Annotated in this window: 16 protein-coding genes; 7 read left to right on the forward strand and 9 right to left on the reverse strand. The window is 35.8% G+C overall.

From position 1 onward, the window contains the following. Positions 1-105 precede the first annotated feature (105 nt). The 3 genes from ACLIBH_RS10170 to ACLIBH_RS10180 all read right to left on the reverse strand — a co-directional run bounded on the left by ACLIBH_RS10170 (position 106) and on the right by ACLIBH_RS10180 (position 2,571). Positions 106-1,380: a DUF4179 domain-containing protein gene (locus ACLIBH_RS10170; protein ID WP_439316600.1), complete on the reverse strand. Its 1,275-nt coding sequence runs from the start codon at positions 1,378-1,380 to the stop codon at positions 106-108. Next, entirely contained in the window at positions 1,373-1,897 is a 525-nt protein-coding gene (locus ACLIBH_RS10175; protein WP_439316601.1) for a sigma-70 family RNA polymerase sigma factor, read from the reverse strand. Before ACLIBH_RS10175 ends, ACLIBH_RS10170 begins: the two co-directional genes overlap by 8 nt. A gap of 191 nt (positions 1,898-2,088) precedes the next feature. Next, the gene (locus ACLIBH_RS10180; protein WP_439316602.1) at positions 2,089-2,571 is read right to left on the reverse strand and encodes a CotD family spore coat protein; all 483 of its coding nucleotides are present in this window, start codon (positions 2,569-2,571) and stop codon (positions 2,089-2,091) included. Positions 2,572-2,818: 247 nt separating this feature from the next. Between ACLIBH_RS10180 and ACLIBH_RS10185 the strand changes: the two genes are divergently transcribed. The 7 genes from ACLIBH_RS10185 to ACLIBH_RS10215 all read left to right on the forward strand — a co-directional run bounded on the left by ACLIBH_RS10185 (position 2,819) and on the right by ACLIBH_RS10215 (position 7,709). Then, positions 2,819-3,403 carry a DeoR family transcriptional regulator gene (locus ACLIBH_RS10185; protein WP_439316603.1) on the forward strand — a complete coding sequence of 195 codons (585 nt, stop codon included), beginning with the start codon at positions 2,819-2,821 and terminating at the stop codon, positions 3,401-3,403. 5 nt (positions 3,404-3,408) lie between these two features. Continuing rightward, positions 3,409-3,984 (forward strand): SCO family protein, encoded by a 576-nt coding sequence (locus tag ACLIBH_RS10190; protein WP_439316604.1) that lies wholly within the window; start codon positions 3,409-3,411, stop codon positions 3,982-3,984. A gap of 21 nt (positions 3,985-4,005) precedes the next feature. Further along, a complete protein-coding gene (locus tag ACLIBH_RS10195; protein ID WP_439316605.1) occupies positions 4,006-4,773 on the forward strand; it encodes a FixH family protein in 768 nt (255 codons plus the stop codon). Between the two features lie 409 nt (positions 4,774-5,182). Beyond that, a complete protein-coding gene (locus tag ACLIBH_RS10200) occupies positions 5,183-6,280 on the forward strand; it encodes a nitric oxide synthase oxygenase (RefSeq protein ID WP_439316606.1) in 1,098 nt (365 codons plus the stop codon). Between the two features lie 536 nt (positions 6,281-6,816). Continuing rightward, positions 6,817-6,957 carry a hypothetical protein gene (locus ACLIBH_RS10205; RefSeq protein WP_439316607.1) on the forward strand — a complete coding sequence of 47 codons (141 nt, stop codon included), beginning with the start codon at positions 6,817-6,819 and terminating at the stop codon, positions 6,955-6,957. A 331-nt stretch (positions 6,958-7,288) separates the two neighbouring features. Continuing rightward, positions 7,289-7,495: a hypothetical protein gene (locus ACLIBH_RS10210; RefSeq protein WP_439316608.1), complete on the forward strand. Its 207-nt coding sequence runs from the start codon at positions 7,289-7,291 to the stop codon at positions 7,493-7,495. A 58-nt stretch (positions 7,496-7,553) separates the two neighbouring features. After that, on the forward strand, positions 7,554-7,709 hold the full coding sequence (locus tag ACLIBH_RS10215) for a hypothetical protein (RefSeq protein ID WP_439316609.1): 156 nt from the start codon (positions 7,554-7,556) through the stop codon (positions 7,707-7,709). A gap of 60 nt (positions 7,710-7,769) precedes the next feature. Here the strand turns inward: ACLIBH_RS10215 and ACLIBH_RS10220 are convergent, their stop codons facing one another. From ACLIBH_RS10220 to ACLIBH_RS10245, 6 genes are all read right to left on the reverse strand, one after another. After that, positions 7,770-8,399, reverse strand: coding sequence for a hypothetical protein (locus ACLIBH_RS10220; RefSeq protein WP_439316610.1), 630 nt, complete (start codon positions 8,397-8,399; stop codon positions 7,770-7,772). Further along, the gene (locus ACLIBH_RS10225; RefSeq protein WP_439316611.1) at positions 8,347-8,829 is read right to left on the reverse strand and encodes a Panacea domain-containing protein; all 483 of its coding nucleotides are present in this window, start codon (positions 8,827-8,829) and stop codon (positions 8,347-8,349) included. The genes ACLIBH_RS10220 and ACLIBH_RS10225 overlap by 53 nt, the downstream gene beginning before the upstream one ends. 321 nt (positions 8,830-9,150) lie before the next feature. Continuing rightward, positions 9,151-9,717: a D-Ala-D-Ala carboxypeptidase family metallohydrolase gene (locus tag ACLIBH_RS10230; RefSeq protein WP_439316612.1), complete on the reverse strand. Its 567-nt coding sequence runs from the start codon at positions 9,715-9,717 to the stop codon at positions 9,151-9,153. Further along, positions 9,717-9,980, reverse strand: a complete 264-nt coding sequence (locus tag ACLIBH_RS10235) for a phage holin (RefSeq protein ID WP_439316613.1) — start codon at positions 9,978-9,980, stop codon at positions 9,717-9,719. The genes ACLIBH_RS10230 and ACLIBH_RS10235 overlap by 1 nt, the downstream gene beginning before the upstream one ends. A gap of 35 nt (positions 9,981-10,015) precedes the next feature. Next, positions 10,016-10,318, reverse strand: coding sequence for a hypothetical protein (locus ACLIBH_RS10240; protein WP_439316614.1), 303 nt, complete (start codon positions 10,316-10,318; stop codon positions 10,016-10,018). A 35-nt stretch (positions 10,319-10,353) separates the two neighbouring features. Continuing rightward, positions 10,354-10,488 (reverse strand): CD1375 family protein, encoded by a 135-nt coding sequence (locus tag ACLIBH_RS10245; RefSeq protein WP_439316615.1) that lies wholly within the window; start codon positions 10,486-10,488, stop codon positions 10,354-10,356. Positions 10,489-10,648 lie beyond the last annotated feature (160 nt).

The following is a 10,648-nucleotide window of genomic DNA, read 5'->3' on the forward strand; positions in this document are numbered from 1 at the left end:
AAACACTCACTTATACTTTCTAATCAAAAGATTATTCAAATCACTTAGCTCAACAATTTAACTTATCAAGGTACAAGTTGCTTGAAGCGAAAATCGGCGACTCCTTCATTTAATACGTAACTGTATATCCTCATCTATCCATATCCATTTAGGATAAAATTCCAATTCTAATGTAATCGGTGATTGCAACACGGATAACCCTTCGATTGTCACCGAATATTTATTTACCTTTTCTTCTGTATTAAAATGATACCCCATGGAACGTACATTTAATTCCTTATTGTTTGAGTCCATAACTTTTCCAAACAAACCAAATGGAAATTCATCTTGCGGCCCCATCGTAAATAGGAGCTCATTACCAATAACTTGAAATTCACTAAACTTATTTCCGCTCGGCTGCTTTATTACTTTTTCTTCTTTTAAGTCAACAACAACACTGCTTTCCGATTTATTTATAGCTTGTATTCTTTTAAAAGACAAATACAGCTTTTCTGGATCTTTAAAATAGTTACTTTGTAAATATATAATTTTTTCGTGTTCATCAATATGCCTAGTCGTTAATCCATTAACTAGCTTTCCCCAAATTTCACCATCTTCATTAACAAGATGAAGATCAGGAAAGTCAACTAGTTTTTTCGTGTTTTCAGGATCATATTTCATATGGACGGCAGCACGTAAAGGCGAAATAACGACCTTTGAGATTGTAATTTTTTGACCATTTGTTTCAACCACTTTATTCATCGCATATACAACGTCTTTTTTTAACTCATTGTGCAGCGAAAATGGGATGTGAAACGTATCCTTTCGCCCCTGTCCAACAATTTCAAAATGAAGATTAAAATCAGTAGTACTCAATTTATCAGTAAAAAAGTACTCAATCTTTCCACGGTATTTCTTTTGACCTTTCTCCGAATAATGCGGTTCGCCATAACTAACTGACGCCTCTTGCAATTGTTCTCCCTGCCCATTTCTTAGCTGCACGTTTTCCATAAATAGTTCTTTTTCTTTTGTGTCCGATTTTATCGTATAAAACAACACAATTCCATTTGTATCTGCAATCGCTCCATCAATTGTTACTCTTAATCCGTTCTTCTTTTCACTAGCTCCAATTTCCTCAAAATAGTCGTGTTCTATGGCTGACATCAACCCTTTATTTTCTTTTGTTAGTTCATAAAACGTTATAGAAGCAACACAGCCGATAAGTACAATTGCAACGATGGCAAATCCAACAAGCAGTTTATTCCTTCCAGTTAAAGATTTTTGTTGCTTTGCTTTCTTAAATCCTTTCTGTATCGCTTGATCTAAAGAATTGTTTGGAATGTTCAACCGTTCAATTTGTTCCTTATATTTTTTTAACTGCTCTTCTTCTCTTTCATACATGAACATCCCCACCTTTCTCTAGCCATTCTTTTCGAAGAGCTTTCAATGCTTTATGCAGCCACGTTTTTATTGTTCCTTCCGACCGATTCATAACTACTGCTATTTCTTTAATTTTAAGATCATGCAAATATTTTAAAGCTAAGACTTCTCGCGAGCGTGCATTTATCCGTAACATAGCATCCTCTATTTCAAGCTTTACATTATTGTCCTCGTGCGCTATAACTTCCATTAAAGCTTCATTTTGCAATTGCTTTTTACTTATTTTTAGCTGATCATTGCAATAATTAATTCCTATACGGATTACCCATGTTTTAAAATAGGACGGGTCTCGTAGCGTATGTAACGTTTTATATGCACGAAACGTTACTTCTTGCACAGCTTCCAAAGCATCATGATCACTCTTCAAAAATGCCCGAGCCGTACGGTATATATCCGCTTTGTATTGATTCATCACTTGTAAAAAAGCATCGTCATCGCCATTTATCGCTTGTTTCACAAGCTGTGTAGACTCTTCCAAAATTCTTTCCCCCTTTTCTCTCTATCTATTAGACGGAATAAATCGTAAAAAGTTTTAATTATTTTATATTATACGTAATCGACAGTGATAATGGCTTCAAAACCGAAAAGCTACAAATACAAAAGTAACGCTACGTCTTTCCAATCAAAAAAAGAACAGGGTAAATATTTCCCTGCTCTTCGGTACTAACACTACTTATAGTGTGTAGGTTTTTTACAATGGTGCATTCCCGTCATTCCTGGGCCCATACCCGGATACCCCGGACCCATTGCTCCAGCGACTTGACCTCCTGCACCCATACCTGGATAACTCGGATTCATTGCTCCAGCGACTTGACCTCCTGGACCCATACCCGGATAACCTGGACTCATTGCTCCTGCGACTTGACCTCCTGGACCCATACCTGGATAACCTGGACTCATTGCTCCGGCCACCTGACTTCCTGGACCCATACCGGTTATATCAACTTCATTCACAGTATTTCCATATGAAGTCGTATGCGGGTATACGTGTTCATTTTTTACTAAATGGTGGTTCATAACTGTCGTATGCATTGGATGAACGTGTTTTATCGTTTCTTCGGAGCAACAGTGCACCATATTTTGCTTAACTGGATAAACAACTTCCTTTACTGGTTTTTGACAACCCCAGTTCGGCTTTCGATGACGTCTCATTTTTCTTATCCCCTTTCCTTAAGTTCTCTACTATCCTATGACATTTAGCCACTACGTGTATAAGACATGTACCTACATCCAGCAAATATACAAGGTGTTTACATATTTTATGATTTTTTAGATCCAGCAAATCATTTGTCACATACATTTCACAGAACGTTCAAGCATTAATCCCTTAATATGCGCGTATAATGTTATGATATGTTATAGGTTGTTTAATTGAAACACTAGGAGAAGGAGGGGAATTATGCTACCCGCAGCTCGACTAAATCGAATTAAAGAACTTATTTTCGAAAAGGAAAATATGAAGATTTCAGAGCTTAGTAAAGAACTTGATGTATCTGAAATGACCATCCATCGTGATCTAAAGCCTTTGGTAGAAGAAGGTATTATCGTAAAAACCTTTGGTGGTATTAGCCTCATACATAAAAAACAAGAACAACCTCAAACAGATACGTGTATACTATGCAATCGTGCAAATCATATTAAAATGACGTACCGTCTCATTTTTCCAGGCAATAAAATTGAAGTCGCTTGCTGTGCCCATTGTGGCTTGCTACGGCACAGGCAATTTAGAGAAGAACCTATTCAAGCAATTTGCCTTGACTTTATTAGACAAACGACAATTAATGCCTCCATGGCTTGGTTTGTCACAGACAATTCGATCGATATAGGGTGCTGTCAACCCCAAGTACTTACTTTCGAATGGGAACAACATGCACGCAAGTTTGTAAAAGGATTTGGTGGTAACGTATATTCATTCCATGAAGCAATGGATGTTGTCTTTAATAAAATGAACGATCATTGCTGTCCTAGGAAACAGAAAGGTTGATAATTATGAAAAAACTTATTGCAAGCTTATCTCTAATATTTATATTGTTACTCGCCGCCTGCGGAAATCAGGAAATAGAATCAAATATGTCGGAGTCTATCCCTAACTTTGAAGCGACTACTCAGGATAATGAACAAATAAACTTACAAGATTTTGAAGGGGAATGGTGGATCGCCGATCTTATTTTCACAAACTGTACAACGGTCTGCCTACCAATGACTAGCAATATGAAAAAGCTCCAAGACAAATTAAATGAAAACGATCTCGAAGCGCATTTTGTTTCTTTAACAGTTGATCCAGAAAACGACAGCCCGGAAGTATTAACAGACTATGCAAATGAATACGGGGCAGATTTGAGCAATTGGACCTTTTTAACTGGTTACAACTTTAATGCAATTAAAGAGCTATCAATTAAAACATTTAAATCAATGCTCCAAGAGCCGCTTCCTGATGATGATCAAGTAACACACGGCACAAAATTTTTCTTAATCGATCCATCTGGAAAGGTCATTAAACATTATAGTGGGATGGAAGCAGAAACGATAGATGCAATTGTAGAGGATTTAAAGCGGGTACAATAATCTATTTAACAGGAGGAAAAAATGAAAAAGATCTTAAGTTTCGCATTTATTTTAATGGTTGCTTTATTAACAGCTTGCGGTGGAGAATCTGAAAATGAATCAACAGACACTGAAGAAGAGCTAGCTACATTAGAAGTAGACTTTGACTTGCCCGAATCAGCTGAAAAAGGAGAACCAGTAGAGTTAAAAGCAACCGTTACTTATGGGGATACGCTTGTAGAAGATGCGAATGAAGTAGATTTTGAATACTGGTTAGGCGATGACGAAGATAATAGTACGACTATCGCGTCTACAAATAATGAGGATGGCACGTATACAGCAGAAGTAATATTTGAAAAAGATGGCGTGTATTCTATCTTTGCCCACACGACAGCAAGAGACATGCATACGATGCCTAAAAAACAAATTACTATTGGTACGGGAGAAGCACATGATCATGAGCAGGATGCAGGAGGACATGAAGGCCATGATGATGAGGATCATGCGCATACAAACGGCTTCCACATGCATTTTATGGCGCCTGAAGACGTTACTACTGCTGAAGATACGGAACTAATGGTTCACCTCCAAATGGATGATGCTCCTTTGGCAGGTGCAGCGGTTCGGTATGAAATATGGCACGAAAATTCGGAAAGGCATAATTGGACAGATGCCAACGAAACAAAAGCAGGAGAATATGTAGCAAGCTACAAATTTGAGCAAGCAGGAACGTATCACATTCAAATTCATGTTGAGGACGATGAAGATTTACACGAGCATAAAGAGGTTAAAGTTGAAGTAGTCGAGTAATACAACTATACAATGGCTCAAATGGAATCACTAAGAATAAGCAGTTCAATTTAGGAGTACAAATCAGCATTCCTAATTGAACTGCTTTTTTGGGATCGAATAAAAGAGCATCAACGGTACATCGTTTTTACATGGAATCGGTTTATTAATGTGTACTTTGTAATTTTGGCCTCATATACGAGTTTTTATTGTCATAGATACGACAATTCAATTATCTGCATCAAGCTATTATCAATAGGTTGCTTTGCTTACTTCAGCTAATCTGAGTGATCTACTGATAAAGTTTTTCACTCCAGTCCTAACGAGTATGAACTTTTCAAAAAATCGCCATTAAACAGTCATGAAATTTACATTCTTTTTTAACTTTCGTTGATTCATTTATGATAATGTTAATGTGGAGTTGATGCTAATGAGTATATCAATTAAAACTAATAATTTACTGATGGAAGCAACACATTTTATAAAAAAATGTTACGATGAATTAGGTATATCAAAAGATAAACAAGAGAAACGAATTGAAGATATAAAAAGTGAAATATATAGAACAAAAACGTATTCTCACAAATCTTTTGAATTATCATATGGTGCAAAAATGGCTTGGCGTAATAATAATCGTTGTATTGGCCGCTTACTATGGAATACATTACATGTTTTTGATGCACGAAATATATTTACGGCTGAAGCGGCCTATGAAAAATTAATAGAACATATTGATTTTGCTTATAACGATGGTAAAGTGCGCTCTACAATAACGATTTTTCCGCCTCGAATAAACGGAGTAGACCCAATTAGAATCTGGAATCATCAATTATTACGCTATGCTGGGTACAAAAATGACGATGCCGTAATCGGAGACTCGACATCTATTAAATTGACAAATATGTGTGAAAGAATGGGATGGCAAGGGAAACGTACACCTTTTGATATTCTCCCTCTAGTTATCCAAGAATTTGAAAAAAGCCCTAAATTATTTGAGCTCCCAAACGAACTTGTTAAAGAGGTTCCTATAACTCATCCACACTTAAATGATGTTAGCAAGCTTGGAGTCAAATGGTATGCTGTTCCAATTATTTCTGACATGTGTTTAGAGATAGGTGGAATTGAGTACCCTATGGCTCCGTTTAATGGCTGGTATATGGGCACTGAGATTGGAGCGAGAAACCTTGCAGACCAAGACCGCTATAATTTATTACCAAAGATTGCTGAGATTATGGGATTAGACATTAATTCAAGCCGGTCGCTGTGGATCGACAAAGCATTGATTGAATTGAATATTGCTGTTTTACATTCTTATCAAGAAGCTGGTGTTACCCTCATTGACCATCACACTGCAGCAAAGCAGTTTAAGAAATTTGAAGAAAACGAAATAAAAAGCGGCCGGAATGTCACTGGGAACTGGGTCTGGCTTATCCCACCAATATCACCTGCAACAACACACATTTATCATAAACCATATAAAAATAATCTAGAAACGCCTAATTATTTTTATCAGTCAGATCCTAGTTAAGTACTATTGTTTTGTGGGGGGATCATTCTCCCTCTATTACGTATTATCGGATCCTCTACATATTGCAACTAAAATCTGTCTATCGAGTAACTGGATTCATCGTCATAAAATACAAAGTACTATGGAAAGTTATATCCTCCTATATTTCCAAACTTACAAAAACAGAAAAGCAAGAATAAGATGGAAACCCATTGTAACCAAACCACCTTTTTATAAAAAAATAGCAAAGGAACAAAAAAACTGTACCCTTGCTACGTATAATGTATAAGCGCGCCCGGGAGGATTTGAACCCCCGACTCTTGGTACCGGAAACCAGCTAAGGTCATTTCGGTACCTTTATTTTCATTTCAAATGATCAATAATAATAGATTTATCCTGTTAAAATATTGTTTTGTTTTTAATTCATGTCAATCTATTTCGATTGGGTCGTTACCAATTTTGTGACCATATGTATATCGACCTGTTATATTAATTTTACCTCAATCACATTATCTATTTCACTTATTTTATAATTTTACCAAAAAGGAATTGATCATATGTTTAAAGAGCAACTTGTTAAAGAGTTAATCCACATTATTGCAAAATTAGAATTAGAAGAAGATTACACAGCAGAACAAGCGATAAAAGAGTTGAAAAACCTTGAAAATATAAAAAATCATCATAAAACAGTTGATTAATACGGTAATCCGTAGTATAATATAAGTAACAAGTCAAGGAGGTGAACAGGTGGAATACTTGGGAAAGGGAATAGCCTTAGCAATATCAATTCTCACGCTTCGTCAACTTTGGCTCACCAACCGAAAGACGAAACTAGAAATTGAAAAGCTAAGGCTAGAAAACAAAAGGTTGAGACGAGGGGGTTAGCCCCTCCCTCTCTCTTCTCTAAGTATACCACAAAATTATGGATTGGATAACCAAACTTATTATAATTATATGGGTCATCATCGGCTTGCTTGGCATTCGATATTTATTTTTAAGAAGAGTGAAACGAAAGTTGGAGGATGAGCAATGAATATTAAAGAAAACATACAAAAATTACTCGAAAGTAAGGAAATTAGTAACTATAAAATCAGCAAAGATACTGGTATCGCTCCAATGACTTTAAGCGATTATGCTACCGGTAAATCGATAATAGGAAACATGAAGCTGGATCATGCTATCAAGTTGAATGAATACTACTTAAAAAACAAAGATATTCTAGAAAAAAATATTTAATATCAGATGCCACCTAATCCCTTCCTTTTTCGATTGTATTTATAGGAGGGGATTTTATATGAAAAAAGTAATGCCTGGTCATTTAGTAAATTTTGGTGATGCTTATGAATTGGAGCAGTATGAGGATTATGTTTATTTTGGTGGAGCTATGGTCCATGCGGAAGAAAAGTTTGTGTATGAGTTTAATTTGGTTACAGAAGTATGGTGTTATTAAGGAGTAGGCCACCGAAAGGTGGTCTTATTTGGGTAAAAAGAAAAATCCTCATTTCGAGGATTAATTAAACGACTCAACAGGGCACCAGTGTTTTCTCTTGTAATCATTATGTTTAATTTGACTTCTTTTATCTCCGCTTACTGGATGGATTAAATGATGATAGTCAACAAATAAGGGGTAGAATGTCTTGCTACTAGACATATAATAAACTATTAATCTAACAGCACCTTGGTGACCTAACTGCCACAAAACTTTACTTTTATCATTTTCGATCATTGGTTCTAAATCCACCGAATGTGTTTTGTTAATAATTTCTTTTACTTTATGTAGTTTTTCTGGAACTACAGGATGACAATGATGACCACTACCAGGATAGGCATTTTTTTCTATCCAATGCCAGTGCTCGGTTATATAAGGTATCAATTTATTCATCACTGTGTAAATTAATTTGGCGAATTCGTTCGATCCCTTTAACTTGTTTGTGAATTCACCATGTTTGATAGTTTTTAGCCATTCAGTATACGAAAAATCGAACGTTACATCATTAGATTTTGGAGATGTCTTTGTTTTAACTTTATAGGTAGGTCTTATTTCATCAGAAACAACCGTTTTTTTTCTAGCGTTTTTGGTTTTACTTTTAGAGTCTCGCACCATAGCACTCGAAAATATCTTCATCTTTGATTGTTTCATTGCATCTGTCTAACGGCTTATATCCTGATCTTGCATTCAACCACGGCGATTCTTGATGAGTGATGCTCTCAAGTTCATCTCCAGTATAATCTCCATAAACTTCCCATACTTGATTTAATATAGATTCAATGTCTTCTTGGAAAACAGGTATATCCCCTTCGATTCTCGGAATGTTGTTATATCCAAGAAAACTATACTCACGATAAACCTTAGGAATAACCGGACCATGAACCCAAGCTTCAAATCTTTCGTCAAATAATTTGTTATCTAATGATTCGGTATCCTCGTTTTCCAAAGTCAATGTCCATGAATAGGCATAGTATAATAACTTCTGAAGTTTTTTAGGTGACATGGAACCTTTTGATAAAAACCAGTCGATCACATCGTCAACGCTGTAATAGCCATTTTCATTTCTTTCAGCTTGTCTCAATGCGGTCAACCTCCTTTTATTATATAAAAAATAGAATTTGTTCATGTATAAAACCACCTTTTCCGCATAATCATTCCCTTATATTGAAAAGTTTATGCTAAAAACGGTGGTATATTGCATTAGATTACATATATACATATTTGTAATGTAAATACATACTATCACTCATTGATACCAATTGTCACGAAAATGATACTTTTGTTATATAATTGTAACATCGAGCGGATAATTTAACGCAAATTGAAAAGACTATTAAAAGGCAGGTTCCCCCTGCTTTTAGATAGATGAGCCTCGCTACATAGAACGAGACTCTTTATTTAATTAAAATCTAACTTTCCAAGTCCGCGTATCAACGTGCGTAAATGTATTGTATTTTCCGACTCCATTAAATAACTTATCCGCAACAGCATAAACCTTACTAGCAATTACACCTTTTACAACAATATCCGCTGCCTTACCATACAAATGCTGTGATTTACTAGCACCGCCAACCGCTCGATTGTGTGCCGGTGTACGATAACCGGAATTGATGATAACAGCATGTCCACCAAGCTTGAAACGTAATTCTTCGAGTTTTGTAATAAGACTACTGTCCATACCATTTTTGGGAAGTTTATGGCTACCTTTGCAACGAAACTCGTTAATGTTAAAGTTTTTAGTGCCTTTTATGCCTGCTTGGCTAATAGCATGGTCGAGCGCCTTATCCGTTTGTGGACCTGGTAAACCGTCCTCTGTAATATTTTTATTAAAAATACGATTATAATCAATTTGGAATTGCTTGGTTGCTCTTTTGGTTTTAGCACCTAATTTGTTATCAGCACCGTATGGACGCATGACCTCACCATAACCGAGTTTAATAAGTTTAACTTGTTTTACTTTAACATTCATTATAAATCACTCCTAGGCTTTTTATATTTTCTAGCTTGTTTACTATCGCTAGTTCCTTTTGTTGTTGGATCAACTACAATACCTAATATAACGAGCACACTAAATACAGCATTTATAAACTTTGTAACTTCTTGTTTTATTAGATCAGCTGCTATGTCATACCCAAACCACCCACTAACAATTTGCGCAATCAATAATATTGCAGGAATTAGCGCCAACCAAAATGTTTTATTTTTAATACGTACCATCCAGTTTATTTTCAATGTTAAAACCTCCTATTCAAAAATAAAAAATAGCCCTATTTATCAGGACTATCCAATACATCTATTCTTTTATGTGCCTGTTTACTAGATTCTTCTACTCTGGTAACCCTTTCTGATAAATGAGCAATGTTCTTTTCGTTCGCTTTTAAATCGATCCGAATGTCATCAACTCCCTTTCGAATATAGCCGAGTTCAGCTTTTACCTCTGCACCACTTTGACTTTCCGATCGTATCTCCTTTTGCTCTATTAATTGATGCTTTTGTCTGTTTAGCTGATAACCTAACACACCCATTAATAAAGACAGTGCTGCTATTAATACTCCTATTTCAATTGTCATCCCCAACCCCCTGTTTTCCGACATAAAAATAACGCCTATTGGGCGTTTATTAAATCCTCTCTACCTTCTGCTATTAACAATTGTTTTACATCCTCTTTTAATAAATCCGGCACATCTGCATAAGCCCATTTTCCTCGAATAATATAAGTTGCAAATAACATAGCCAACATTTACTTGCCTCCATTCAATATTGTTTGTGATAATTCTAAGACAGCCATAGCAAGCATGTCATTGTCTTGTTTCAATTTCTCCATGTCGCTTAACTTTTGATTTACCGTTTCTTCTTCTCGCTGTTGTAATTCTGATGCAGTTAATCCTTCTATCCATTCA

It is taken from the genome of Virgibacillus sp. W0430, assembly GCF_051846935.1.
Taxonomy (GTDB): Bacteria; Bacillota; Bacilli; order Bacillales; family Amphibacillaceae; genus JBPYCR01.

What these genes read in the sequence shown, in the direction of transcription:
- ACLIBH_RS10170 (WP_439316600.1), bottom strand. Translation starts at nt 1,380, where the DNA reads ATGTATGAAAGAGAAGAAGAGCAGTTAAAAAAATATAAGGAACAAATT.
- ACLIBH_RS10180 (WP_439316602.1), bottom strand. Translation starts at nt 2,571, where the DNA reads ATGAGACGTCATCGAAAGCCGAACTGGGGTTGTCAAAAACCAGTAAAG.
- ACLIBH_RS10185 (WP_439316603.1), top strand. Translation starts at nt 2,819, where the DNA reads ATGCTACCCGCAGCTCGACTAAATCGAATTAAAGAACTTATTTTCGAA.
- ACLIBH_RS10190 (WP_439316604.1), top strand. Translation starts at nt 3,409, where the DNA reads ATGAAAAAACTTATTGCAAGCTTATCTCTAATATTTATATTGTTACTC.
- ACLIBH_RS10195 (WP_439316605.1), top strand. Translation starts at nt 4,006, where the DNA reads ATGAAAAAGATCTTAAGTTTCGCATTTATTTTAATGGTTGCTTTATTA.
- ACLIBH_RS10200 (WP_439316606.1), top strand. Translation starts at nt 5,183, where the DNA reads ATGAGTATATCAATTAAAACTAATAATTTACTGATGGAAGCAACACAT.
- ACLIBH_RS10205 (WP_439316607.1), top strand. Translation starts at nt 6,817, where the DNA reads ATGTTTAAAGAGCAACTTGTTAAAGAGTTAATCCACATTATTGCAAAA.
- ACLIBH_RS10210 (WP_439316608.1), top strand. Translation starts at nt 7,289, where the DNA reads ATGAATATTAAAGAAAACATACAAAAATTACTCGAAAGTAAGGAAATT.
- ACLIBH_RS10215 (WP_439316609.1), top strand. Translation starts at nt 7,554, where the DNA reads ATGAAAAAAGTAATGCCTGGTCATTTAGTAAATTTTGGTGATGCTTAT.
- ACLIBH_RS10220 (WP_439316610.1), bottom strand. Translation starts at nt 8,399, where the DNA reads ATGAAACAATCAAAGATGAAGATATTTTCGAGTGCTATGGTGCGAGAC.
- ACLIBH_RS10230 (WP_439316612.1), bottom strand. Translation starts at nt 9,717, where the DNA reads ATGAATGTTAAAGTAAAACAAGTTAAACTTATTAAACTCGGTTATGGT.
- ACLIBH_RS10240 (WP_439316614.1), bottom strand. Translation starts at nt 10,318, where the DNA reads ATGACAATTGAAATAGGAGTATTAATAGCAGCACTGTCTTTATTAATG.
- ACLIBH_RS10245 (WP_439316615.1), bottom strand. Translation starts at nt 10,488, where the DNA reads ATGTTGGCTATGTTATTTGCAACTTATATTATTCGAGGAAAATGGGCT.